The sequence below is a fragment of the Pantoea sp. SGAir0180 genome, assembly GCF_043546245.1.
Genome location: NZ_CP028071.1, coordinates 1456854 through 1483235, shown reverse-complemented (window position 1 = coordinate 1483235; position 26382 = coordinate 1456854). Strand labels below are relative to the sequence as shown.

The following is a 26382-nucleotide window of genomic DNA, read 5'->3' as shown; positions in this document are numbered from 1 at the left end:
TTAACGATCTTTGGGGTCGAGGGCATCACGCAGGCCATCGCCAATAAAGTTAAAACAGAACAGCGTGACCACCAGGAAAATGGCCGGGAACAGCAACAGCCACGGCGAAACTTCCATGGAGTTAGCCCCATCGCTCAACAGCGCGCCCCAGCTACTCAGCGGCTCCTGGGTGCCCAGGCCGAGAAAGCTCAGGAATGATTCGAACAGAATCATGCTGGGCACCAGCAGCGAGGCGTAAACCACCACCACGCCCAGTACGTTAGGCACGATATGGCGCGTCACGATTTTCCAGGTCGAAACGCCGCCGACATGCGCCGCTTCAATAAACTCTTTGCGCTTCAGGCTCAGAGTTTGTCCACGCACGATACGCGCCATGTCCAGCCACGACACCATACCGATAGCAGCAAAAATCAGCAGGATGTTACGGCCAAAGAAGGTGACCAACAGAATGACGAAAAACATAAACGGGAAGGAGTTAAGGATTTCCAGAATACGCATCATCACGGAGTCGATTTTTCCACCAAGGTAACCGGCAATGGAACCGTAGAGCGTTCCCACCACCACGGCGATCAACGCGGCGGCAATGCCCACCATTAACGAAATACGACCGCCAATGGCGACGCGCACCAGCAGATCACGCCCCGATGAGTCGGTGCCAAACCAGTGTCCGGACGTGGTATCTGGCGGGGATGACATCATTCCCCAGTCGGTATCGAAATAGGAGAACGGTGACAACATGGGCGCGAAAATTACAAACAGCGTGATTAACATCAGCACCATCAGGCTGATTAACGCGGCCCGGTTATGAATAAAACGGCGACGGGCATCCTGCCACAGGCTACGCCCTTCGACTTCCAGTTTTTCACTGAATGCATCAAGAGCTTCGCTATTTTTCTTACTTAACATCATGGCGAACTCCAGAATCAGTAGCGAATTTTCGGGTCGATAACGGCATAGAGCACATCGACGATCGCGTTAAACAGAATGGTCAACAGCCCCACCAGAATCGTCAGGCTCAGTACCAGCGAGTAGTCACGGTTAAGCGCGCCGTTGACAAACAGCTGACCGATACCGGGCAGTCCGTAAATAGATTCAATCACCATAGAGCCAGTAATAATGCCCACAAATGCCGGTCCCATATAGGAAATAACCGGCAACAGTGCTGGCTTGAGCGCGTGACGTAAAACGATACGACGTAACGGCAACCCTTTGGCTCGCGCGGTACGGATAAAGTTGGAATGCATCACCTCAATCATTGAGCCACGAGTGATACGCGCGATACTGGCAATGTAAGCCAGGGATAACGCCACCATCGGCAGCAGCATATAGTTCCACTGTCCACCGTTCCAGCCGCCACCCGGCAGCCATTTCAGCGTAATGGCGAAAATCAGGACTAACAGCGGGGCAACCACAAAACTCGGTATGACCACGCCGGTCATTGCCACCCCCATGACGACGTAATCCCACAGGGTGTTTTGCTTCAGCGCGGCGATAACCCCTGCCGTCACGCCCAGTACCACGGCCAGGATAAAGGCAGCCAGGCCCAGTTTGGCCGACACCGGAAAGGCATGACCAACCAGGTAGTTCACCGAATAGTCTTTATATTTAAACGAGGGGCCAAAGTCGCCATGGGCCAGTTGAATCAGGTAATCAACATATTGCTTGCCAATGGGATCGTTGAGGTGATATTTCGCCTCGATATTCGCCATCACCTCTGGCGACAGCGTACGCTCACCCGTGAATGGACTGCCGGGGGCCAGTCGCATCATAAAGAAGGAGATAGTAATAAGGACGAAAAGCGTCGGGATGGCTTCAAGTAACCGACGCAAAATGAATTTTAACATTGCCGTACCTACCAGGCTGGTGCTTCACATTGCATTAAAAAATACAGGCGGCGCTCATGGCGCCGCCGCTGTTCTTGGTGTTCTGTTAGTGCTTAATGATGTACAGGTTTCTGTCTGCGACGTTATCCAGCGGATCTTTACCGGTATAACCACCGACATACGGTTTCACCAGACGGGTGTTCACGTAGTAGTACAATGGCACGATGGCAGAGTCTTTATCCAGCTGCTGCTCAGCTTTTTCATAGTCAGCCGACCGGGCTTTATCATCGGTTGTGGCCAGGGCATCTTTCATCAGCTTGTCGAAGGCCGGGCTCTTGTAGTGCGCGGTGTTGTTACTGCTGTCAGACAGCATGGTATTCAGGAACGACGTCGGTTCGTTATAGTCTGCACACCAGCCTGCACGTGCAACGTCGAAGTTGCCCTGATGACGCGTATCCAGGAAGGTTTTCCACTCCTGGTTCTCCAGCTTCACTTTCACACCCAGATTTTTGGCCCAAATCGACGAGGCGGCAATGGCCAGTTTTTTATGCAGATCGGAGGTGTTGTACAGGAGCGTAAACGTTAACGGTTTTTCTGCCGTGTAACCGGCTTCAGCCAGCAGCTTTTTGGCTTCAGCATTACGTTTTTCCTGTGACCAGGTAAACCACTCTGGCTTCACCAGCTCCATACCATCTGTTGCAGGTGGCGTGTAGCTGTAGGCTGGCTTCTGGCCCTGCGCCAGCACTTTATCCACGATAATGTCGCGGTCGATACCCAGTTTCAATGCGGCACGTACGCGCGGATCGGTGAAAGGCGCTTTCTGGTTATTAATTTCGTAATAGTAGGTGCACAGATAAGGGTCAACATGCAGCTCTTTACCGTTGTCACGCTGTAATTTTTTGAACAGCTCAATCGGCAGATTGTTATAGGTCATGTCACTGCCGTTATCAGAGAAGTAACGGTTAACATCACTGACTTCTGACGAAATGGGCAGGAAGGTGACTTTGTTCAGAACGGTATGCGCGTTATCCCAGTAATCAGGGTTGCGCACAACGGTAATACGTTCGTTAATGACGTGAGATTCCAGCTTAAAGGCACCGTTGCTGACGATATTTTCAGGCTGGGTCCACTTATCACCGAATTTCTCAATAACCGCTTTGTTTACCGGCGACATTGAGGAGTGAATCAGTAATTTATAGAAATACGGAACCGGCTCGCTCAGGGTCACTTGCAGCGTATGATCGTCAAGCGCCTTCACACCCAAATCTGTTGGCGGTTTCTTACCGGCGATAATATCGTCAACGTTGGCCAGGTGACCGTATTGCAGATAGCTGGCATAAGGAGACGCGGTTTTCGGATCGGCCAGACGCTGCCAGCTGTAAACGAAATCCTGAGCAGTCACCGGCTCACCGTTTGACCATTTGGCATTTTTGCGCAGATGGAAGGTCCAGACTTTAAAGTCTTTATTATCCCAGCTCTCTGCCACGCCAGGAATCGGATGGCCGTTGGTATCGCTGATCACCAGTCCTTCAAACAGGTCACGGCTGACGTTCGATTCCGGTACGCCTTCAATTTTGTGCGGATCCAGCGACTGAACCTCGCTACCGTTTCCTTTTACCAGCTCCTGCTTCGCGGCCAGTTCAACCCCGGCAGGGACCGTGGCGGCGATAACGCTGTTGGCTGTGAGCGCACTCATCGCTGCAAAGACGCTGGCAGCAATCAGGGTTTTCTTCGTGATGTTGTTCATTCTTAACTCCAGTTTTTTTATTTTCACCGAGGGTGTTTGCGACCTCAGTGTTCCCCGTATTCGGGCCCCGGTGTTTTCACCTGGGGAGCATTGACCCTGTAGCGTGGTCAGCACGGTAACGCCCTTCCCGGCTGTGCCGCCGGATAAGCGCGTTATCAGTGTTGTTTAATGAAATAATATTTCAGATCTGTCATGTCCTGCGGATCGTGGCCGGTAAACCCGCCAACCCAGGGTTTAACCAGCCTCACGCTGACGCGGTAGTAAACTGGCACAATTGCCGAGTCTTTGTCGAGTTGTGTTTCAGCCTGCTGATACAATGCCGCGCGGTCAGCATCCTTTGTGACGCTTAGCGTGTCTGCCATCAGCCGATCAAAGGCCGCACTACGATAAAACGCGGTATTGGTCGACGACTGACTCAGGAACATATTCAGGAAAGTAGAGGGCTCGTTATAATCCGCGCACCATGTGGCCCGCACCACGTCATACTGTGCCTGATGACGTGTTTCCAGCAGCGTTTTCCATTCCTGATTTTGTAAGGTGACCTGCGCCCCGAGGTTGCGCTGCCACATTGACGCTGCAGCAATCGCCTGGGTTTTATTTTGATCGGAGGTGTTATAGAGCAGCGTAAAACGCAAAGGATTTTTACTGTCGAAACCCGCTTCTGCCAGCAGTTTCTTTGCCGCCTCATTGCGCTGCGACTGGGACCAGGTCATCCATTCCGGTGTGGCTAACGCGGCCCCATTGGTATAGGGCGGTGTAAAACTGTAAGCCGGAATCTGGCCCTGTCCCATAATCTTTTTGGCGATAATGTCGCGGTCCAGCGTCATCTTTATAGCCGCGCGCACGCGCGCATCAGTAAAAGGCGGCTTTTTGTTGTTGATTTCATAATAAAACGTACACAACAAGGGGCTGACTTTGACTTCGTCGCCGATGTCCTTACGCAGCTTCGCGAACATATTGGGCGGGATGGCGCTGTTGGTCATATCCAGGCCACCGCTGCGATAGCGGTTAATGTCGCTGTTCTCAGAACTGATCGGCAGAAACGTCCCCTGCTCAATCACGGTTTGCGCGTTGTTCCAGTAAAGCGGATTGCGCTTCAGGACAATTTTTTCGTTGACGACCCAGTCACTTAAGGTATAAGCACCATTACCAACATAATGCCCGGGTTGAGTCCACGCCTCGCCCCATTTCTGGATAGCGGGCGCATACACGGGTTTCATGGCCGTATGCGCCAGCATGGCAATCAGATAGGGAACGGGCTCTGTTAAAGTGACCTGTAAATGGTGATCGTCAATCGCTTTTACGCCCAGTTGGTCTGGTGCCGCTTTACCCGCAATAATCTCGTCGGCATTGGCAATATGCGCCGCCTGCAGATAACTGGTGTAAGGAGATGCAGTTTTCGGATCGGCCAGGCGTCGCCAGCTGTAAACAAAATCGTTAGCCGTTACCGGTTCGCCGTTGCTCCATTTTGCATCGTTGCGCAGCGTGAAGGTCCAGATTTTTCCTTGCTGATTTTCCCAGCTCTCAGCCACACCGGGGACAACCTTACCGTTATTATCTGTATTAACCAGCCCGTCCAGCAGATTCAGGATAATATTGGATTCCGGCACACCTTCCGTCTTATGCGGGTCAAGCGAGGCCACTTCGGAGCCATTATTAATGACAATTTGCTGCTGTGGCGATAAGGTCACGCCGGCGGGTACGCTGGCCGCACAGACGGGTAAAGCAGTCATCACACCTAGTGCCAGACAAGACCAATATTGCTGAGCGTTCATTTACCACACCTTGTTGACCTGCCCGTTTTTATTCTGCAATCCCGTCTGCATCAAGAAAAAAATCTTGCTATTTCGACCTTCGGGAAAACATGCTCAATGCGCCGAAAATTAGCAGAAGCTGAATGACGGCGCCAAAACTAAATAGTTAAAATGTTATCTGTTTCTCTTTTATCATGAGATTTTTCCCAGTGGAAGTGTTAATTTTTAGCCTAAAAATACATTAACCTACTGAATTATAAAAACATTCATAGATTTGATGCTATTCTAACCAGAATATTACATTCACCGATTTTGACTGCGTTGTTGTAGCGTCATTCTTTCCCGATGTGCCATTTAAAAAGGCATTAATGGGCCTTTACCAGCATTAATCATGCCAACATGCATCGTCAAAGCAGAATATAAGGTGACATTGATGACAGGAAGGCCAGGCGCGTACTATCGGGACGCGCACTGAGTATTAGGGAAAGTGATAACCCGGAGGGGATATACAGCGGTGCAAATAATTGCCCGTTTAGAGTGCAATATTGTGTCGTATTGCACTCTTTTGATGCCTGTCTTTTTATGTTTGTTAAAATAAGTGGGTATTCAGCTTACCAGCCCTGGAAAAATCGCTTTAATGCCTGTTACCACAAATTCGATGCCCAGCGCCATTAACAGCAGCCCCATGATACGGGTGATGACGTTGATGCCCGTTTGCCCCAGTACTCTGACCATAATAGGGGCGGCACGAAACAGTAACCAACAACTGAAGGCAAAAATGGCCACTGCCACGGTAAATCCCAGCAGATTTAACCAACTGTGATAGCGCGTACTCCAGACGATGGTTGAGCTGATTGCCCCGGGCCCGGCCATCAGCGGTAAAGCCAGCGGAACAACGCCAATACTTTCGCGAATCGCGGTTTCTGTTTTTTCCTGCTTGTTTTGTTTATCTTCGCCCAGCTTTCCGCTGATCATCGACATCGCTATCGTGACAACCAGAATGCCCCCGGCAATACGGAAAGAATCAATTGAGATGCCAAACACATGCAGAATGGCATCCCCTAAAAACAGCGACGTCCAGAGAATAATGGCCACAGCAAGGTTTGCGGTGAGATTCGTTTTATTACGTTCTGCCACGCCCTGATAACGCGTCATGCTAATAAACACCGGAATGATGCCAATGGGATTCACCAGTGCAAACAGGCCTACGAAAAACTTGATATAGCCAGATAGATCTAACAGCGCAGGATTCACGGTTCACTCCACATCCCAGATGAAAAACGCGCCTAATGTAAGGTAAAAACGCCGCGCACGCCAGTTGAAGCGAGAGTTATTTATTCTGTTAATTTACTTACACTTTAGGGCGTTAAACCAGCCATTCCACAATGGCTGGCAGATGTTACTTTTGTTACCGCTTTTAACCTCATCGCCCTCCCCCTCATGAACCGCAGGCTGAAAGGTGTCAGCTGCGGTTTAAATTGATTTGGATCATTATTGCTGTCCCCTAAACCCGATACTCTTTTGTTGTCAGCCACGATACCACCGGAGAAAAAGAATTCTTTTAGTAAACAACTGAAAAACCGCACTTTCACGCCCCGTGATTGAGCGGTTTTTACCCTGGCTATACTTTCCGTTCAGGCTTGTTTCCTAAAAAAGTTTAACTTCCTCAGGAGATCACAATGGCCGTTACTAATGTCGCTGAACTCAATGCACTGGTTGAACGGGTAAAAAAAGCCCAGCAAGCGTTCGCCAGTTTTTCTCAACAACAAGTCGATGCTATTTTCCGCGCAGCCGCACTGGCCGCTGCCGATGCCCGTATTCCCTTAGCGAAGATGGCGGTCGCAGAATCGGGCATGGGCATTGTCGAAGACAAAGTCATCAAAAATCATTTTGCGTCCGAATATATTTATAACGCCTATAAGGATGATAAAACCTGCGGCGTACTGGAAACCGATGATACCTTTGGCACCATTACGATTGCCGAACCCATCGGCCTGATTTGTGGGATCGTCCCGACCACCAACCCCACCTCTACCGCCATCTTCAAAGCCCTGATCAGCCTTAAAACCCGCAACGGTATTATCTTCTCGCCGCATCCTCGCGCCAAAGATGCCACCAATAAAGCCGCCGATATTGTGCTGCAGGCCGCGATTGCTGCTGGCGCCCCTAAAGACATTATCGGCTGGATAGATGCGCCCTCTGTTGAGCTGTCGAATCAGCTGATGCACCACCCGGACATCAATCTGATTCTTGCCACAGGTGGACCGGGCATGGTGAAAGCCGCTTACAGTTCCGGCAAACCGGCTATTGGTGTCGGTGCCGGGAATACACCTGTCGTGATTGATGAAACGGCAGATGTTAAACGCGCGGTGGCGTCCATCCTGATGTCGAAAACGTTTGATAACGGCGTGATTTGTGCCTCAGAGCAGTCCGTTATTGTTGTCGATGCAATCTACGATGCCGTTCGGGCACGTTTCGCCAGTCATGGTGGCTACCTGCTGCAGGGCCACGAACTTCAGGCGGTTCAGAATATTATCCTGAAAAATGGCGGCCTCAACGCCGCGATTGTGGGCCAGCCTGCAGTAAAAATTGCTGAGATGGCGGGCATTACGGTACCAACCGATACCAAAATTCTGATTGGTGAAGTTGAACGGGTCGACGAATCCGAACCTTTTGCCCATGAAAAACTGTCGCCAACGCTGGCGATGTACCGGGCTAAAGATTACGAAGACGCCGTCAGTAAAGCGGAAAAACTGGTCGCCATGGGCGGCATTGGCCACACCTCCTGCCTGTACACGGATCAGGATAACCAGTCCGCACGCGTCCACTATTTTGGCGACAAAATGAAAACGGCCCGTATCCTGATTAATACCCCCGCTTCTCAGGGTGGGATTGGCGATTTATATAACTTCAAACTCGCGCCTTCGTTGACGCTGGGTTGTGGCTCCTGGGGAGGTAACTCAATTTCCGAAAACGTCGGTCCTAAACATCTGATCAATAAGAAAACTGTCGCCAAGCGAGCTGAAAATATGTTGTGGCATAAACTTCCGAAATCTATCTATTTCCGTCGTGGGTCATTGCCTGTCGCCTTAGAAGAGGTCGCCACCGACGGCGCGAAACGTGCATTTGTTGTGACTGACCGCTTCCTGTTCAATAACGGCTATGCCGACCAGGTTACCCGCGTCCTGAAATCCCACGGTATTGAAACGGAAGTGTTCTTCGAGGTCGAAGCAGACCCAACACTGAGCATTGTTCGCAAAGGCGCAGAGCAAATGCACAGCTTTAAACCCGATGTGATCATTGCGCTGGGCGGCGGCTCGCCAATGGATGCGGCGAAAATCATGTGGGTGATGTATGAGCATCCCGAAACCCACTTCGAAGAGCTGGCATTACGCTTTATGGATATTCGTAAACGTATCTATAAGTTCCCGAAAATGGGCGTCAAAGCCCGCATGGTAGCCATCACCACTACCTCCGGCACCGGTTCAGAAGTGACCCCGTTTGCGGTGGTCACGGATGATGCCACCGGTCAAAAATATCCGCTGGCAGATTATGCACTGACCCCGGATATGGCCATTGTGGATGCGAACCTCGTAATGGATATGCCGCGTTCACTCTGCGCCTTTGGCGGTCTGGATGCGGTTACCCATGCACTGGAAGCCTATGTTTCCGTTCTGGCGAATGAGTATTCTGATGGTCAGGCACTGCAGGCGCTTAAGTTGCTGAAAGAGAACCTGCCCGCCAGTTATGCCGAAGGCGCCAAAAATCCGGTTGCGCGTGAACGTGTGCACAATGCCGCCACCATCGCCGGTATTGCCTTTGCCAACGCCTTCCTCGGCGTATGTCACTCGATGGCCCATAAACTGGGTTCCGAGTTCCATATTCCCCACGGACTGGCTAACTCGCTGCTGATTTCCAACGTCATTCGTTATAACGCAAATGACAACCCGACCAAACAGACTGCATTCAGTCAGTATGATCGTCCACAGGCGCGTCGTCGCTATGCGGAAATCGCCGATCATCTTGGTTTGACCGCCACAGGCGATCGTACTGCTCAGAAAATTGAGAAACTGCTGGTCTGGCTGGATGAAATTAAAACGGAACTGGGTATTCCCGCCTCGATTCGTGAAGCTGGCGTGCAGGAAGCGGATTTTCTGGCGAAAGTGGACAAACTGGCTGAGGATGCGTTCGACGATCAGTGTACCGGTGCTAACCCACGTTATCCGTTAATTGCTGAACTGAAACAGATCATGCTGGACAGTTACTACGGCCGCAAATTTGTTGAGCCTTGTGCCCAGGTTGAACAGCCGCTGACTCAACCCGTCAGCGATATCAAAGCCGCTAAAAAGGTCAAAAAAGCCTAATCAGGAACAAGCCCGTTAGCGCGGGTGCGCCATCCCCCTCCCCCTTGTGGCTCGGTCACAAGGGGGTTTTTTATGGCTGTTGAGGATAAGCAGGCTGTTTGCCCGCTGTCAGTGAATGTGCAATAGTGCAATCGCTATCACACACGAACAGACCGACTCCCAGGTCGCCATAAAGATAAAGAGACGAATGAGGTTCACCAGGAAAGATTTTTGCGACCACGTGAACCTGAGGTGAGGAACAGGATTACGCGACTGGCGTTTGCGCGCCGTGGATAGCCTGCAAACAGCCCTGCTCAATCGCTTTTTTATAGTGCTTACGGCACACCGAGATATAGCGCTCATTGCCGCCAATCACCACCTGCTCCCCTTCCCGGAAGGGTTTGCCTTCGCTGTCGAGACGTAGCACCATGCCCGCTTTACGTCCGCAGTGACATACGGTTTTAAGCTCCACCAGTTTATCGGCCCAGGCCAGCAGATACTGGCTACCGGTAAACAATTCTCCCAGAAAGTCGGTTCTTAACCCATAACACAGCACCGGAATATCCAGGTTATCCACCACGTCAGACAAGGCCTTCACCTGTTCCCGTGTCAGAAACTGACTTTCATCCACTAACACACAGTGTACGGGCTGGCGCGCATGCTCTTGTGCAATTTCCACATCCAGCTGGCTTTCGGCATTATAAAGAACGGCCGGTGATGACAAGCCAATGCGTGAACTGACTTTACCGGTACCAAAGCGATTATCAATCTCAGCGGTATAAACCAGGGTCCGCATACCGCGCTCCTGATAATTATAGGAAGACTGCAAAAGCGCGGTTGATTTACCCGCGTTCATTGCCGAATAGTAGAAATAGAGTTGAGCCATTGGCGGTATCCCGGTGTGGATGAAACAAAATAAGTGCGATTTTACCATATCTGACCGGCAATGCCGTGTTGATTTTCAGCCCGTTACGTTCAGACGAGAGCCAGCGTCGGGTATTGCCTGTCCTGCAACGGCAGCGCATTATTTTTGACTATATGAATATTAAAGACAGTATAGCGTTAAGCTTTATTTTCATTGAACCGTGTCAGGGCTTTATAGGTTGCCGGTTAAACATCAACGTTTCATTGGTCCTTACATCGCGCTTTATCTGGCGGAATTTATAATTTAATAAATTCATCTTTGAACTTTTAAAGCTAAAAATTAATTTAATGTTGAAGTTATTTCCCCCCACCACTACTATTAGCGGGCAGAACAACTCTCCTATTCATTATTCAGAGATCAGGACAATGAGCGAAGCACTAAAAAATCTTAATAATATCCGCACGCTGCGTGCCCAGGCCAGAGAGTGTTCTTTGGAAACACTGGAAGAAATGCTGGAAAAGTTTGAAGTCGTAGTAAATGAACGCCGCGATGAAGCGTCACATTCTAAAGCAGAAACGGAAGAGCGTGCGCGTAAACTTGAGCAATATCGCGATATGCTTTTAGCGGATGGAATCGATCCCAATGAGTTATTCAACGCATTGTCAGAGTCCAAAACGTCTGGCAAAGCCAAACGTGCTGCCCGCCCTGCCAAATATCAGTTTGTTGATGAAAACGGGGAGACCAAAACCTGGACCGGTCAGGGACGTACACCAGCAGCAATCAAAAAAGCCATGGAACAACATGGTAAGCAGTTAGACGACTTTTTGCTGTAAATCCTGGCGTGCTTTAGGCTTTGCTGGCTTCATTTTAGCGACCTGATTACCAATACCAGAAAAAAAAGGAAGCGGTCGCTTCCTTTTTGTTTTTATACCGAATAAAAGTTTCGGTACCAGTCAACAAAACGTCTGACACCCTCATCCACGCCTGTTTGCGGTTTAAAGCCGACAGCGTTAAATAAATCGCTGGTATCTGCGCTGGTAGCTAACACGTCACCGGGTTGCATTGGCATCAGATTTTTATTTGCCGTTACACCTAATGCTTTTTCAATCGCTTCAATATAGCGAATCAGGCTCATCGGCTGGCTATTGCCTAAATTGTAAATACGATACGGCGCTGAACTCGACGCAGCAGACCCGCTCTCTACCGTCCAATTTTCATCCGGCTGCGGAATACAATCCTGCAGACGAATAATGGCCTCGACAACATCATCGATATAGGTGAAATCGCGTTGCATTTTACCCTGGTTATAGACATCAATTGCCTCACCCGCAATCATAGCCCGGGTAAATTTAAACAAGGCCATATCGGGGCGTCCCCAGGGACCGTATACAGTGAAGAAACGTAAACCGGTGGTGGGTAACTGATACAGATGCGAATAGGTGTGCGACATCAGCTCATTGGCTTTTTTGGTCGCGGCATACAATGACACCGGATGATCGACACTGTCTTCCGTAGAGAACGGCAGCTTACTGTTCAATCCATAAACGGAGCTGGACGACGCATAGAGCAGATGTTCAACACGATGATGACGGCACCCTTCAAGAATATTCAGATGCCCAATAACATTGGCATCCACATACGCATGCGGGTTTTCAAGGGAATAGCGCACACCAGCCTGAGCGGCCAGGTGAATAACGCGCTGAAATTTGTGCTGTTCGAAAAGTGCTGCAATGGCCTGACGGTCGGCCAAATCGGTTTTAACAAACGTAAAAGATGGGTTGTCGCCGATCAAATCAAGACGGGCTTGTTTGAGGCTGACATCATAATAGTCATTCAGGTTGTCAATACCGACAACCTGGTGACCGGCGGCCAACAGGCGTTGGCTCACATGGAAGCCAATAAAGCCTGCTGCGCCGGTTACCAGAAAATTCATAAATCCCTCATTAATCACACAGCCTGGATGGACGCTCCGCGGCCAATAGCGTAATAAACGAAGCCGCGCTTGCTGAGACGCTCTGGATCATACAGGTTACGTCCATCAAAAATCACGGGTTGTTTCAGTGCATTTTTGATCACGTCGAAGTCAGGGGCACGGAAATTTTGCCACTCAGTGCAAATTACCAGGCCATCTGCGCCCTGTAACGCTGATTCTTTGGTGCCCATCAGCTTCAAATCGTCGCGGTGACCGTAGATGCGCTGTGCTTCATCCATCGCTTCCGGATCGAAAGCCTGTACAGACGCACCTGCTTCCCACAGCGCTTCCATCAATACACGGCTCGATGCTTCACGCATATCGTCGGTATTCGGTTTGAACGACAGTCCCCACAGCGCAAACGTCTTCCCTTTCAGATCGTCACCAAAATGACGTTTGATAAAGGCGGGCAGCTTAGTTTTCTGGCTGTCATTGACGTCTTCCACCGCTTTTAACAGACGTGGTGTATAGCCAATGGATTCCGCCGTACGAATGAGCGCCTGCACATCTTTCGGGAAACAGGAACCGCCATAACCGCAGCCAGGATAGATAAAGTGATAGCCGATACGTGAGTCAGAACCAATCCCCTGGCGCACTTTTTCGATATCCGCACCTAAACGTTCCGCGAGATTGGAAATTTCATTCATAAAGCTGATTTTGGTCGCCAGCATACAGTTGGCAGCGTACTTCGTCAGCTCTGCACTGCGAATATCCATCAGGATCATACGATCGTGGTTACGGTTGAAGGGCTCATAGAGCTCACGCAACAGTTCCACGACAGCATCATTATCCGTGCCGACAACGATGCGCTCGGGACGCATACAGTCAGCAACCGCCGCCCCTTCTTTCAGGAACTCGGGGTTGGATACCACATCAAAGCTGATATTGGCATCACGCGCCTGCAGGGTTTCCGTCATGACTGCACGGACTCTGTCAGCCGTTCCAACCGGTACGGTAGATTTATCGATGACCACTTTATGATCGGTCATATGCTGAGCAATGGTGCGTGCCACGGCAGTAACATATTTCAGATCGGCCGAACCATCTTCATCGGGCGGTGTGCCTACGGCGATAAACTGCATCACGCCATGGTTAACGCCCAGTGCAGCATCGGTGCTGAACTTCAGGCGACCGGATTCATAGTTAGACTTAACCAGCGGCGTCAGGCCCGGTTCAAAAATAGGAATCTGACCCTTTTTGAGGTTCTCAACCTTTTTTTCATCGACATCAATACAGAGAACGTCATGTCCGACTTCGGCCAACACCGCAGCCTGAACCAGACCGACATAGCCGATACCAAATACAGTGACTTTCATTACGCTATCCTGTGTTTTAAATTTTTAATCGCTAACGGTTTTATTGAGCCACTCAGAGAACTCTTTGCCCAGCACCGGATGGCGAACACCATATTCGACGAAAGCCTGCATGTATCCCAGTTTGTTACCGCAGTCATGGCTGACCCCTTTCAGGTGGTAAGCTTCAACGGTCTCTTTTTCCATCAGCATGGCGATAGAATCCGTGAGCTGTACTTCACCGCCTGCACCTGGAGGCGTTTTTGCCAGCAGTGGCCAGATATCTGCGGACAGAACATAACGGCCCACCACAGCCAGATTAGAAGGCGCTTCAGACGCTTTTGGTTTCTCAACCACACCGACCATCGGTGCGCTGTCGCCCGGGTTCAGTTCTGCGCCCTTGCAGTCAACAACACCATAAGCGGTTACATCGCTGACAGGCTCAACCATGATCTGGCTGCGGCCAGACTCTTCATAACGGCTCAGCATTTCTGCCAGGTTATCTTTGGTTGGGTTTGACTCATATTCGTCGATGATCACATCAGGCAGGATGACGGCAACAGGCTCATCGCCGACCAGCGGGTGCGCGCACATTACCGCGTGGCCCAGGCCTTTAGCGATGCCCTGACGGACCTGCATGATGGTCACGTGTGGAGGACAGATGGACTGAATTTCATCCAGCAGCTGACGCTTAACGCGTTTTTCCAGCATCGACTCCAGTTCGAAACTGGTATCAAAATGGTTTTCAATGGCGTTCTTAGACGAGTGGGTTACCAGCACAATTTCATTGATACCCGCAGCAATACACTCGTTAACGACATACTGAATTAACGGCTTATCAACCAGCGGTAACATTTCTTTTGGAATCGCTTTCGTCGCAGGAAGCATACGCGTACCCAAACCTGCTACCGGGATTACCGCTTTTTTAACTTTGGTCTTATAGGCAGACATCAAAATACCTCTCTTATAGGCCGTTCAAGTTTTAATGCTTGATATGTCGGTTTAAATTCGGAAATGAGTATATCAGTTACTCGCGAACGGATTTATCCTGGAAGGCATCTATCCGTAGAATTTAAGACTATTACCCAAGTGTAAAGCTAACTTCTGGCACTGTCTTGCGGGTAAGTATAAATTACCCTTCGGTGTTTATTGCTCAGACGATAACATCAGTCGTATACGGCCCCCGGCGCCCCAAATATGGCACTGCCAGTCGTCCGCACGCTGGCTAATCTGGTTAATATGCGTACTGCCCATAGTGCCAAGCGGAACGCCATTACTGAGTTGAATTTGATGGGCCTGAACATGTAAGGTGGCATTCAGGCCAGCAGAAACCAGCACCAGGTTTTTTAATCCGCGATGGTAGTATCCAACTAACAGAGGGAACTGTCCGGTTAAATTCGCCTGCCGTAGCAGCAGATTAACCTGTCTGAGTAAACTGCTTAACTCAGGTAATCGCTGTTTCTGTCCTGATAACTGTTCTTGTAATAATCCGTTAAACAGGGCGCGCAATAATAAAGCCGCCAGCACGCCGTTGTCGCCCGCACGGGTGACATCGAGACAATAAAAAGCCAAATCTTTGTCAGATAACGCCGCAATATCCAGCACCAGCCCGGGCTGCTCCGCCATGGTTAACTGGCGATAATTTACCCGACAATGGGCAATGCGCTGCTGGACCGGGGGCTGCAGTTCTTTCAGTAATTTTGCCGCAGCGGAAGGATCGCGCACCAATGCATCCCAGTCCTGAAACAGCTGTTCATCTTCCTCGACTTTCGAGGTAAACATCGACGGATAGAGGCATTCGTATACCGCTTCACGGAAACGTTCAAAATTCTTCAGGGGTTTTAGCAACACATCCTGTACGCCCAGACGTAAAACCTGCGCGATGTCGGACATATTTTCGGTCGCGGAAATTATCAGAATGGGCAGGGTATTGCCGTGGCTGCGCAGATGTTCAACAAACTGAATTCCGTTCATGCGCGGCATTTCCAGGTCACAAATCACCAGTTCGACGGCATGTTTATCCAGTTGCGCAATAGCTTCCAGACCATCTTCAGCCTCAACAGTGACGGCCCCCATTGATGTTAAAAACTGGTTTAAAAGCGAACGGAAAACGGCCTCATCTTCGACAATGAGTATCTTTTTGCCGATCAGTGGTTTTTCCATTCCATCCCCCTGCGTACCCGATAAATCAATAGTGGTTCATAAAACGCAGTTGCGCCTTTCAGAATAGACCGAAGTAACATCTGTGCGTGAACAACCAGATTATCTTCTACGGACCAGCGGTAATAATTCATCCATTTGTTTCTCAACGGCAACCTTCCCAGCCGCAATTGCTTCTTCTGCACGATGAAAATCCAACGTGGATATCTGTGGACAAAATGGCTGGATAAGCACATCAGGCGGATCGCCTGCCATCCGGTTTCGCTTCAGGCGATTTTCCAGCACCTGGATGGACGTGGCCATGATCTCCATGGCGCCCGGCATTTGCGAGGCCCGGCGCTGCGTAAAATTGACCAGACGCTGTCGCAGTTTCCCACGCCAGTCGAGATTGAGCGCCACAGCCGCCGCATGTTCTTCTGAACTCTGGGGCGTCAGCGCCATCGCATTCTGCGGCATCAGATGCGCGTCGTGCTGAAGATCGACAGCAATTACGACATCCGCCCCTAGCGCGCGCGTCAGGGAGATCGGTACCGGATTCACCACCGCACCATCCACCAGCCAATATCCATTGTAGCCGACGGGCGGTAATAAACCTGGCATACTGCAGGACGCACGTACCGCCTGATGTAATTCACCCTCGGTCAGCCACAGCTCGCGACCGGTACTTAAATTGGTTGCCACCACACCAAACGGCTTTCCGCACGATTCAATCGCGTCGTGCGTTATGAGTTGCCGGACATGGTTGAATACCCGTTCTCCGCGTAACAGTCCGCCTCGCTGCCAGGACAGATCCATCAGACGGATGACATCCCAGTAGCTAAACGCACTCACCCACTTTTTCATGTGCGGGAGACGATGATTGACGTAAGCTGCGCCCACCAGTGCACCGATGGAACAGCCTGCCACGACATCAATGTTGATACCTGCGCTCTCCAACGCTTCGATAACGCCAATATGCGCCCATCCTTTGGCGGCACCGGAACCCAGAGCCAATCCAATTTTTTGCTTTCTCATCTTACTCGGGTCCTGGCGTCAATACATGGCATCACACGCGTGGGTCGGATAAAGTAAACGATATCATTAACAATCACTGTTATTAACAGGAGAATGTGTGTCCGAATCTTGCCCATGCTGTAGCGGCAAGCAGTATAGCCTATGTTGTCAGCCCTTTGTTAAAGGAACAGAAATTCCCTTATCAGCTGAACAACTTATGCGCTCCCGCTACTGCGCTTATGTCAAACAAGACGTCGATTACCTCGTCGCCACCTGGCATCCCACCAGCCGCGTTCCGGCGCTGGCTGACTTAGTGACTGAAAGTTTCGCGGGTACTGAATGGCTCAGCCTGAACATCACACGTTGTGATGAGGGGCGCCACAAAGACGAATCTTTCGTCACTTTTTTTGCACGTTTTGCTGAAAACGGTGTTAATCGGGCGATGTACGAGCGTTCACGCTTTCTTCGCGAGGACAGTCGCTGGTACTATGTCGACGGAATGACGCCCGCCATCGGGCGCAACGATCGCTGTCCATGTGGCGCCGACAAAAAATACAAAAAATGTTGCGGTTAAGGCAGTTGCCTGCGTAACGGTTTTACCCTTAATGCTTTGACAGGACTCTGATTGAGATGCAAGCGCAAACCATGCAAAGAAAAGTTTTACGAACCATTTGTCCCGATGCAAAAGGTCTGATCGCCAAAATCACCAATATTTGTTACAAGCACGAACTGAATATCGTGCAAAACAATGAGTTTGTTGATCATCGCACCGGGCGTTTTTTCATGCGCACAGAGCTGGAAGGGATTTTTAACGACAATACTTTACTGGCCGATCTTGACAGCGCCCTTCCTCAGGGCTCGGTACGTGAACTGCACAGCGCAGGCCGTCGCCGCGTCGTTATTCTGGTCACCAAAGAAGCCCACTGCCTGGGCGACCTGCTGATGAAGAGCGCGTTTGGCGGGCTGGATATGGAAATAGCCGCCGTCATCGGTAACCATGAAACGCTGCGCTCGCTGGTCGAGCGTTTTGATATTCCGTTTGTGTTGGTCAGTCATGAAGGGCTTTCGCGGGAAGAGCATGATAATAAGATGGCGGACGAAATTGATCGTTACCAGCCAGATTATGTCGTGCTTGCCAAATATATGCGCGTGCTGACGCCGGGCTTCGTCCAGCGCTACCCGAATCAGATCATCAATATTCATCACTCGTTCCTGCCAGCCTTTATCGGCGCACGCCCTTATCACCAGGCTTATGAACGCGGCGTTAAAATCATTGGTGCGACGGCGCACTACGTTAATGACAACCTGGATGAAGGTCCGATCATTATGCAGGACGTCATCAACGTCGATCACAGCTATACAGCAGAAGAGATGATGCGTGCCGGACGTGATGTAGAAAAGAATGTGCTGAGCCGCGCGTTAGATAAAGTGCTGGGTCAGCGTGTGTTTGTTTACGGCAACCGCACGATTATTCTTTAACCGCCACGGGCGCTGGACTGGCTGACATTCCAGCGCTACGCGTAAAAAGTGGGCAAACGGTTCGTGATTTGCCTGAGTCCGCTTTACAGTCTGAATCCATTTGGTATGATGCGCCCCGCTTCAGAGCACAACAATTCAGTCCCTGGTGGGATTCCCGAGCGGCCAAAGGGAGCAGACTGTAAATCTGCCGTCACAGACTTCGAAGGTTCGAATCCTTCTCCCACCACCATCTGAATCTGCTGCCTGAGCCTACAAATCATCCCCGGTGGGATTCCCGAGCGGCCAAAGGGAGCAGACTGTAAATCTGCCGTCACAGACTTCGAAGGTTCGAATCCTTCTCCCACCACCATCTCGCATTTAGCAACTTCATTCCGACATGCAACTCAGTCAGCCTGTTCTGCGAGGAAAGGGATAAGACCTTTGTTCAGCGTTCGCGTCGGGCACCGCGAGACAACGCGCATTAGCGCGGCCCGTAGGGTGAGGCGCAACGCGCCGAATCATCCTTCTCCCACCACCATCTCGTATTTAGCAACTTCATTCCGACATGCAACTCAGTCAACCTGTTCTGCGAGGAAAGGGATAAGACCTTTGTTCAGCGTTCGCGTCGGGCACCGCGAGACAACGCGCATTAGCGCGGCCAGTAGGGTGAGGCGCAACGCGCCGAATCATCCTTCTCCCACCACTCTCTTCCCTTTAGCACGTCATGCCGTTATAAAACTGTTCTGCGCGGAGAAAGATAAGAGCCTTTGTTCAGCGTTCGTGCCGGGCATCGCCTGAGTAAACGCCTCTGGAAACCACTCTGGTTTTCTGTTCCCGCTGACCATGGGTCGTGCTCTCTCGCCCGTGCTGTCCACCACTCGCTGAAATTGCCCTGCTCTGCCATGACATTTCCGGCAAAAATCGCTACCATCCTGCCTATCATTCGCTGAAGGTTATCTCATGAAATTTATTTCATTCAATATTAACGGCTTGCGGGCACGTCCCCATCAACTCGAAGCACTGGTCGAGAAGCATCAGCCTGACGTCATTGGTCTGCAGGAAACGAAAGTCCATGATGATATGTTCCCGCTCGAGGATGTGGCTAAGCTGGGCTACAACGTGTTTTATCACGGTCAGAAAGGCCATTACGGTGTGGCACTGTTGACCAAGGTTCAGCCGGTCTCCGTGCGTCGGGGGTTTCCGGGCGATGGCGAGGATGCGCAGCGTCGCCTGATCATGGCTGAAATCCCCAGCCCGATTGGCGATATTACCGTGATAAATGGCTATTTTCCGCAGGGCGAGAGCCGCGATCACCCGACAAAGTTTCCGGCAAAAGAAAAATTTTACCGCGATCTGCAAAGCTATCTGAGCGAGAGTCTTACGGCGGATAAGCCCGTACTGATCATGGGCGATATGAATATCAGCAGCACCGACCTGGATATTGGGATTGGCGAAGACAGCCGTAAACGCTGGCTGCGTACCGGTAAGTGTTCTTTCCTGCCCGAAGAGCGGGAATGGATGGACAGGCTGTTAAGCTGGGGGTTGGTCGATACCTGGCGTGCGCATAATCCCGATACCTGTGACCGTTTTTCCTGGTTCGATTACCGTTCTAAAGGGTTTGATGACAATCGCGGTCTGCGCATTGACCTGCTGCTGGCCAGCACCGGGCTGGCCTCGCACTGCATTGAGAGCGGTATTGACTACGATATTCGTGGCATGGAAAAACCCTCTGACCATGCCCCGGTCTGGTCAACCTTCCGCTTCTGATAGCGCTGACGCGTGGTGCGCCCGCCCACCACGCGTTTTCTATTTCACTATTTTCCAGATCAGGTTGTTCGTCCCCAGCGATTTTTCGTCACGCGCGCACTGTAACAGGACGCCTTCTGATTTCACGACTGCGCCCTCGGTATAATTGCGGTTTTCGAAAATACAGCACTGCATACAGTTCTGCTGATTATTTTGTCCCTGAGTCCAGGCTTCCCGCGGCATATCAACAATCACATCCGTATTAGTTCCGCCTGTAGACGGATAATAATTCGCCTGGGCCGGCCCACAGACAATCAGTGCGGCCAGCATGAGCAGTGCAGTTTTACGCATTATTCGGTTTCCTTAGTTTTACGCCGTGCTTTGCGCTGCGGACGTTTTTGTCCGGTGGACGGTAACCCACGAAACGCCTGTCCCGACGGTTGCTGCCGTGCCTGATGAATAAGCCCACTCAGCGTGTGCACCAGCGGTTGCATAAACTCATCATAACGGCAGGCCTTTTCACTAATCCGTGTCAGTGTCGATTCCCACTGGGCGGTCATGTCCGGCCGGGCTGCCAGATCCGGTAACGAATGGATCAACGCCTTACCCGTGTCGGTAGAATGAATATAGCGCCCTTTCTTCTGTAAAAATGACCGGCGGAACAATAATTCTATGATCCCCGCGCGCGTGGCTTCCGTTCCTAAACCATCGGTCGCACGAAGCACTTTCTTTAATTCTTTATCCTGAACAAAACGCGCGATACCGGTCATGGCTGACAGAAGCGTGGCATCCGTAAAATGCCGAGGTGGCTGCGTTTGCTTGGCCAGCACCTCGCCGTGCTCACACAGCATGACGTCCCCTTCCGCCACGACCGGCAGCGGCATGCCGTCATTTTCTTCATCACGCTCTTTACTGCCCAGCAAAGCACGCCAGCCCGCCTCAGCCAGAAAGCGGGCCTTCGCCACGAATTTACCGCCCGCAATATCCAGTTCAATAGTGCATTTACGAAACATCGCATCCGGGCAGTACTGCATCAGATACTGACGCGCGATCAGGCCATAAACCTGCTGTTCATTGTCATTCAGCCTCACAGCGCTGGCGCGTGCTGTGGGAATAATGGCATGGTGCGCATCCACTTTTTTGTCGTCCCAACAGCGGTTTTTACGATCGGCATCAAACTCCGCAGGCGACGTCAGATCGGGCTGGTGAACCTGAATGGCATTCAGCACTGCGTGACGACCAGCAAAATGCTCATCGGGCAAATAGCGACTGTCGGAACGGGGATAGGTAATCAGTTTGTGGGTCTCATACAACCGCTGACAGATATCCAGCACCGCCTGCGCGCTGAGGCCAAAGCGTTTTGCCGCCTCAATCTGCAGTGCTGAGAGCGAAAACGGGAGTGGCGCAGTGTCGCTTTCGCGCTTATCACTGTATGCGGTGACACGCGCAGGCTGACCGGTAATGCGGGCAACCACATGCTCTGCCAGACTCCGCTTGAGTAAGCGCCCTTCTTCATCCTGCCAGGGCTCACAGGCTTCACTGGGGACCCAGTTGGCAACAAAGCGGATGTCATCTGGCGTCACGATATGCGCTTTAACTTCAAAATAGTCTTTCGGCACAAAGTTTTCGATCTCTTCGTCGCGGCGCACCACCAGCCCCAGCACGGGTGTTTGCACCCGCCCCACCGACAATACGCCATCGTAACCGGCATTACGGCCCATTAACGTCCAGGCGCGGGTCATGTTGATGCCATACAGCCAGTCCGCCCGGGCGCGAGCCAGGGCGGAAACACACAGGGGGATAAACTCACGGTTTTCACGCAGGCGACTGACTGCGCGTTCGACCGCCTGAGGATTGAGATCGTTGATCAGGCAGCGCTGCACCTTACTGCGTTTCTCGGCGGGCAGTTGCAGGTAATCCAGCACTTCGTCCACTAACAGTTGGCCTTCCCGATCCGGGTCACCGGCGTGAACCACTTCGTCCGCCTGCGCCAGCAACCCCTCAACCACTTTAAGCTGCTTAGCGACAGAGGGCCGCGGCTGCAGGCGCCACTTTTCAGGAATAATGGGCAGATCGGCCAGTGACCAGCGTGCATAACGGCCGTCATAAGCATCGGGCTGCGCCTGCTCAAGTAAATGCCCTACGCACCAGGTGACGACCTGATCATTGCCACAGGCAATGAATCCGTCACCGCGGCGGTGTGGTTCAGGTAACACATCGGCAATGGCCCGTCCGAGGCTGGGTTTCTCTGCTATAAACAAACGCATTAAATCGGGTAATCCTTAACGTCAGCGAACAACAATGATGGCAGCGCCTGCCCCGTGCACGACGACAGTGCAGGATCACGGCCTGGCGCCATCGGATGCAGGCAGCCGGTTTCCCCGGACACAGCACGCGGCGCTGCCAGTGAAGACAGCGCTATAGTAGCCTGGCGGCACGCTGCTGATAAGCGTGCCGGATTTGCGAGGAAACGCTTCGCTCATTACGTGCGCAGTTTACCGCGCATCGCGTGGTTCAGACAGGTTCAGAAATAGCGGACGAAGGGTGCCGTGTCGGGATGAACCACGGTGGTGCTGGACTTAAGCTGCGGCGTGCCCAGATAGAGAAAGCCCACAATCGCGTCCTGCTCACGGCAGCCGAACGCCTCACGCACCTGCGGATCGTCGGTCCAGACGCCGCTCCGCCAGATGCCATTAAAGCCCTGAGCGACAGCAGCCATCTGCATCGCCATCACGGCACAGCTGGCAGAGGCGATTTGTTCCCAGCGCGGCACCTTGTGATTGATCTCGCAGTGCGCCACGACGGTGATGATCATGGGCGCACGGAACGGCGCCTGACTGGCTTTATTGATGGCTTTCTCATCCATCTGGTTGTCCCGCGCCGCTTTTTCCAGTAGCTGACTCAGGCGATCGCGGCCTTCATTTTCAACAATAATAAATCGCCAGGGTTGCAGGCCGCCGTGATCGGGTGCGCGCATGCCCGCGCGCAGAATGTTGTCCAGCGCTTCACCGCTGGGGGCCGGTTCCGCCAGACGCGAGGCCGAACGACGATTAACCAGTAATTCTAGTGCGTCCATGTTTTTCTCCTGACAGTAAAAGCACGGGTAATCCTGGCACAAGTGGATTTTTTGTAACAGTCCAGGGTGATTTCCTGCTGACTTTTGTTTCGCTGCTCTTTAGGATGAGGTCGTTAACGGAGACCTGGCCCGCCTGGTGGCTATTTCCGGCTATATCAAAATGGAGAATGTGATGCGCACACTGTGGCGAATAATTGCGGGTCTGTTCCGCTGGACCTGGCGAGTGTTGAATTTTATCAGGGAATGTATTCTCAACCTGTTTCTGGTTTTCTTAATTATTGTCTGTGTGGGGATCTGGCTTCAGATCAGCGGCTCAGGCAGCCGTTCCTCCGCCCCGGTACAGCAAGGTGCGCTAAAAGTGGATTTGACCGGTGTGCTGGTCGACAAACCCTCCGTCAGCAACCGTCTGAGCAAAATTGGTCGTCAGTTATTAGGCACCAGTAGCGATCGTCTGCAGGAAAATTCCCTGTTTGATGTAGTGGATGCTATTCGTCAGGCCAAAGGTGACAGCAATATTAAAGGTCTGGTTTTAGACCTGCGTGATTTTGCTGGGGGCGATCAGCCTTCTCTGCAATATGTAGGTAAAGCGTTACGCGAGTTCCGCGACAGCGGTAAGCCTGTTTACGCCTTAGGCGACAGCTATAGCCAGGCGCAGTACTACCTTGCCAGCTATGCGACGAAAATCTATCTGTCGCCACAGGGCACCGTTGATTTGCACGGCTTTGCCACCAACGGTCTCTACTACAAAACGTTACTCGACAAGCTGAAAGTCAATTCACACGTTTTCCGCGTGGGCACCTATAAATCAGCCGTTGAGCCCTTCCTGCGTGACGATATGTCGCCAGCGGCGCGTGACGCAGATAGCCGCTGGATTGGCCAGCTCTGGCAAAATTACCTGAATACCGTGTCTGCTAACCGCCAGATTACGCCTGAGCAGTTGTTCCCTGGCGCTGCCGCTATTATCGCAGGTCTGCAGGCCGTTAAGGGCGATACCGGAAAATATGCACTGGATAACAAACTGGTCGATGTGCTGGGCTCACGCGCTGACGCGGACCAGGCGCTTATCCAGGCATTTGGCTTCGATAAGCAAAACAACGATTACCGTAACGTCAGCATTTATGATTACAACGTTAAACAGGATGCCAGCCAGCAAAAAGGCAACATTGCCGTGATTCTTGCCAGCGGTGCCATTATTGATGGTGATGAAACGCCGGGTAATGTGGGCGGCGATACGACAGCGGCGCAGATTCGCGATGCCCGACTGGATCCCAAAATCAAGGCCATTATTTTGCGGGTGAACAGCCCGGGCGGCAGCGTTACGGCGTCCGAAGCGATTCGTTCGGAACTGGCCGCAGCGAAAGCGGCAGGCAAACCGATTGTGGTCTCCATGGGCGGTATGGCAGCCTCGGGCGGCTACTGGATCTCGACGCCAGCCAGCTACATTATTGCCAGCCCCAGCACGCTGACCGGCTCTATCGGCATCTTTGGCGTGATTAACACGCTGGAGAACAGCCTGGCCTCGATTGGTGTGCATACCGATGGCGTCGCGACCTCACCCCTGGCAGACGTCGCAAGCACTAAAGCACTGCCTGAGGAAGTGCAGCAACTGATGCAGTTGACCATTGAAAACGGCTACCACAACTTCGTGGGACTGGTGGCGACATCGCGCCATAAAACACCGGAACAGATCGATGCCATCGCGCAAGGGCACGTCTGGACGGGCAGCGATGCCAAAGCCAATGGTCTGGTCGATGCGCTGGGCGATTTTGACGATGCGGTGAAAAAAGCGGCTGAGCTGGCGAAGGTTTCCCAGCCAGAGCTTGACTGGTATCAGGAAGATCCCGGCTTCCTTGACGTGATGCTGAATCAGATGAACGCGTCTGTTCAGGCCGTGCTGCCTGACACGATGAAAGCCTGGCTGCCTGCGCCCATGTACGATGTGATGAGCGCGATGAAGAATCAGCCCGGCCTGTTTGACCATCTGAACGATCCGCAAAACCGCTATGCCTTCTGCCTGAACTGCGGCGAAGTGCGATAAACCTCTCAGCCCGACTGCTTGTCGGGCTGCTTTTCCCTGCTGTTCCCCTTATACTGCCCGTTTTACGGCAAGTCTGAGTTTACCTATGCAAAAGAAAAATATTTACGTTGCCTACACGGGCGGTACCATCGGTATGCAACGTTCTGCTCAAGGTTATATTCCGGTTTCTGGTCATCTGCAGCAGGAACTGGCGAAGATGCCTGAGTTCCATCGCCCGGAAATGCCTGACTTCACGATTCATGAGTATCAGCCTCTGATTGACTCTTCTGACATGACCCCGCAGGACTGGCAGTCGATCGCCGAAGATATCCGGCTGAACTATGATCGCTATGATGGTTTTGTCATTCTGCATGGCACGGATACCATGGCATTTACCGCCTCTGCCCTGTCGTTTATGCTCGAAAATCTGGCTAAGCCGGTCATCGTTACGGGCTCACAGATTCCGTTAGCCGAACTGCGTTCCGATGGCCAACAAAACCTGCTTAATTCCCTTTACGTCGCTGCGAATTATCCCATCAACGAGGTGACGCTGTTTTTCAACAACACACTCTATCGCGGTAACCGTACCACTAAAGCGCACGCGGACGGTTTCAACGCCTTTGCGTCCCCCAACCTGTCAGCCTTGCTGGAAGCCGGGATTCATATCCGTCGTCTTAATACGCCGCCTGCACCTCAGGGCAAAGGCGAGCTGATTGTTCATACCATTACCCCGCAACCTATTGGCGTGGTGACAATTTATCCGGGCATCTCTGCAGATGTCGTGCGTAACTTTTTACGTCAGCCGGTTAAGGCGCTGATTTTACGCTCGTACGGTGTCGGTAATGCGCCGCAAAACGCCGAGTTTCTGTCTGAACTTCAGCAGGCCAGCGAACGCGGCATTGTGGTCGTCAACCTGACACAGTGTATTTCTGGCAAGGTCAATATGGGTGGCTATGCCACCGGGAATGCTCTGGAGCACGCTGGCGTCATCAGCGGCTTTGATCTGACGGTTGAAGCGGCGCTGACGAAACTTCACTATCTGTTGAGCCAGGATCTGTCCAGCGATCAGATCCGCGCCAAAATGCAGCAGAACCTGCGTGGCGAACTGACAGACGACTAAGATGGAGTCAACGGCA

General features: G+C 51.8%; 21 protein-coding genes, 2 tRNA genes and 2 other RNA genes. 11 read left to right on the top strand and 14 right to left on the bottom strand.

What is annotated here, in order from left to right; genetic code table 11:
* The 5 genes from oppC to C1N58_RS06915 all read right to left on the bottom strand — a co-directional run bounded on the left by oppC (position 1) and on the right by C1N58_RS06915 (position 6578).
* Positions 1 to 909: an oligopeptide ABC transporter permease OppC gene (gene oppC, locus C1N58_RS06935; RefSeq protein ID WP_006119376.1), complete on the bottom strand. Its 909-nt coding sequence runs from the start codon at positions 907 to 909 to the stop codon at positions 1 to 3.
* Between the two features lie 14 nt (positions 910 to 923).
* Positions 924 to 1844 (bottom strand): oligopeptide ABC transporter permease OppB, encoded by a 921-nt coding sequence (oppB, locus tag C1N58_RS06930; RefSeq protein ID WP_006119378.1) that lies wholly within the window; start codon positions 1842 to 1844, stop codon positions 924 to 926.
* A gap of 85 nt (positions 1845 to 1929) precedes the next feature.
* Entirely contained in the window at positions 1930 to 3570 is a 1641-nt protein-coding gene (gene oppA, locus C1N58_RS06925; RefSeq protein WP_058701821.1) for an oligopeptide ABC transporter substrate-binding protein OppA, read from the bottom strand.
* Between the two features lie 155 nt (positions 3571 to 3725).
* Positions 3726 to 5345 (bottom strand): ABC transporter substrate-binding protein, encoded by a 1620-nt coding sequence (locus tag C1N58_RS06920; RefSeq protein WP_039343018.1) that lies wholly within the window; start codon positions 5343 to 5345, stop codon positions 3726 to 3728.
* A 585-nt stretch (positions 5346 to 5930) separates the two neighbouring features.
* The gene (locus C1N58_RS06915; protein ID WP_006119393.1) at positions 5931 to 6578 is read right to left on the bottom strand and encodes a YchE family NAAT transporter; all 648 of its coding nucleotides are present in this window, start codon (positions 6576 to 6578) and stop codon (positions 5931 to 5933) included.
* A gap of 425 nt (positions 6579 to 7003) precedes the next feature.
* On the opposite strand from C1N58_RS06915, the gene adhE reads away from it, so the two are divergent.
* Positions 7004 to 9688: a bifunctional acetaldehyde-CoA/alcohol dehydrogenase gene (adhE, locus tag C1N58_RS06910; protein WP_054633688.1), complete on the top strand. Its 2685-nt coding sequence runs from the start codon at positions 7004 to 7006 to the stop codon at positions 9686 to 9688.
* Positions 9689 to 9932: 244 nt separating this feature from the next.
* Here the strand turns inward: adhE and tdk are convergent, their stop codons facing one another.
* Positions 9933 to 10553: a thymidine kinase gene (gene tdk, locus C1N58_RS06905; RefSeq protein ID WP_006119396.1), complete on the bottom strand. Its 621-nt coding sequence runs from the start codon at positions 10551 to 10553 to the stop codon at positions 9933 to 9935.
* 404 nt (positions 10554 to 10957) lie between these two features.
* On the opposite strand from tdk, the gene hns reads away from it, so the two are divergent.
* Positions 10958 to 11365 (top strand): histone-like nucleoid-structuring protein H-NS, encoded by a 408-nt coding sequence (gene hns / locus C1N58_RS06900; protein WP_033741865.1) that lies wholly within the window; start codon positions 10958 to 10960, stop codon positions 11363 to 11365.
* A gap of 92 nt (positions 11366 to 11457) precedes the next feature.
* Here hns and C1N58_RS06895 read toward each other — a convergent pair whose 3' ends face one another.
* The 5 genes from C1N58_RS06895 to rssA all read right to left on the bottom strand — a co-directional run bounded on the left by C1N58_RS06895 (position 11458) and on the right by rssA (position 16970).
* Positions 11458 to 12465, bottom strand: a complete 1008-nt coding sequence (locus tag C1N58_RS06895; protein WP_054687697.1) for an NAD-dependent epimerase — start codon at positions 12463 to 12465, stop codon at positions 11458 to 11460.
* Positions 12466 to 12479: 14 nt separating this feature from the next.
* Positions 12480 to 13820: a UDP-glucose dehydrogenase family protein gene (locus C1N58_RS06890; RefSeq protein ID WP_006119399.1), complete on the bottom strand. Its 1341-nt coding sequence runs from the start codon at positions 13818 to 13820 to the stop codon at positions 12480 to 12482.
* A gap of 24 nt (positions 13821 to 13844) precedes the next feature.
* A complete protein-coding gene (gene galU / locus C1N58_RS06885; protein ID WP_006119401.1) occupies positions 13845 to 14747 on the bottom strand; it encodes a UTP--glucose-1-phosphate uridylyltransferase GalU in 903 nt (300 codons plus the stop codon).
* A 195-nt stretch (positions 14748 to 14942) separates the two neighbouring features.
* Positions 14943 to 15959, bottom strand: coding sequence for a two-component system response regulator RssB (gene rssB, locus C1N58_RS06880; protein WP_006119402.1), 1017 nt, complete (start codon positions 15957 to 15959; stop codon positions 14943 to 14945).
* 99 nt (positions 15960 to 16058) lie between these two features.
* Positions 16059 to 16970: a patatin-like phospholipase RssA gene (gene rssA, locus C1N58_RS06875; protein WP_039343037.1), complete on the bottom strand. Its 912-nt coding sequence runs from the start codon at positions 16968 to 16970 to the stop codon at positions 16059 to 16061.
* Between the two features lie 97 nt (positions 16971 to 17067).
* Here rssA and C1N58_RS06870 point away from each other — a divergent pair, with 97 nt between their 5' ends.
* From C1N58_RS06870 to xthA, 7 genes are all read left to right on the top strand, one after another.
* Entirely contained in the window at positions 17068 to 17523 is a 456-nt protein-coding gene (locus C1N58_RS06870) for a YchJ family protein (protein ID WP_006119404.1), read from the top strand.
* Positions 17524 to 17579: 56 nt separating this feature from the next.
* Entirely contained in the window at positions 17580 to 18428 is an 849-nt protein-coding gene (gene purU, locus C1N58_RS06865) for a formyltetrahydrofolate deformylase (RefSeq protein ID WP_006119405.1), read from the top strand.
* A 144-nt stretch (positions 18429 to 18572) separates the two neighbouring features.
* A tRNA-Tyr gene (locus tag C1N58_RS06860) sits at positions 18573 to 18657 on the top strand.
* A 35-nt stretch (positions 18658 to 18692) separates the two neighbouring features.
* A tRNA-Tyr gene (locus C1N58_RS06855) sits at positions 18693 to 18777 on the top strand.
* Between the two features lie 41 nt (positions 18778 to 18818).
* Positions 18819 to 18945, top strand: a non-coding RNA gene (locus C1N58_RS06850) — RtT sRNA.
* Between the two features lie 41 nt (positions 18946 to 18986).
* Positions 18987 to 19113, top strand: a non-coding RNA gene (locus tag C1N58_RS06845) — RtT sRNA.
* A gap of 254 nt (positions 19114 to 19367) precedes the next feature.
* The gene (xthA, locus tag C1N58_RS06840) at positions 19368 to 20174 is read left to right on the top strand and encodes an exodeoxyribonuclease III (RefSeq protein WP_054633684.1); all 807 of its coding nucleotides are present in this window, start codon (positions 19368 to 19370) and stop codon (positions 20172 to 20174) included.
* A 39-nt stretch (positions 20175 to 20213) separates the two neighbouring features.
* Here xthA and C1N58_RS06835 read toward each other — a convergent pair whose 3' ends face one another.
* The 3 genes from C1N58_RS06835 to C1N58_RS06825 form a co-directional block, all read right to left on the bottom strand.
* Positions 20214 to 20504, bottom strand: a complete 291-nt coding sequence (locus tag C1N58_RS06835) for a YnjH family protein (RefSeq protein ID WP_394564725.1) — start codon at positions 20502 to 20504, stop codon at positions 20214 to 20216.
* Positions 20504 to 22420 carry a DNA topoisomerase III gene (locus tag C1N58_RS06830; RefSeq protein ID WP_394564724.1) on the bottom strand — a complete coding sequence of 639 codons (1917 nt, stop codon included), beginning with the start codon at positions 22418 to 22420 and terminating at the stop codon, positions 20504 to 20506. The genes C1N58_RS06835 and C1N58_RS06830 overlap by 1 nt, the downstream gene beginning before the upstream one ends.
* A 257-nt stretch (positions 22421 to 22677) precedes the next feature.
* Positions 22678 to 23229 carry an NAD(P)H nitroreductase gene (locus tag C1N58_RS06825; protein WP_006119410.1) on the bottom strand — a complete coding sequence of 184 codons (552 nt, stop codon included), beginning with the start codon at positions 23227 to 23229 and terminating at the stop codon, positions 22678 to 22680.
* A gap of 172 nt (positions 23230 to 23401) precedes the next feature.
* Here C1N58_RS06825 and sppA point away from each other — a divergent pair, with 172 nt between their 5' ends.
* Together sppA and ansA are read left to right on the top strand one after the other, a co-directional pair.
* Positions 23402 to 25267, top strand: coding sequence for a signal peptide peptidase SppA (gene sppA / locus C1N58_RS06820; protein WP_039343039.1), 1866 nt, complete (start codon positions 23402 to 23404; stop codon positions 25265 to 25267).
* An 85-nt stretch (positions 25268 to 25352) separates the two neighbouring features.
* A complete protein-coding gene (ansA, locus tag C1N58_RS06815; protein WP_033741878.1) occupies positions 25353 to 26366 on the top strand; it encodes an asparaginase in 1014 nt (337 codons plus the stop codon).
* Positions 26367 to 26382 lie beyond the last annotated feature (16 nt).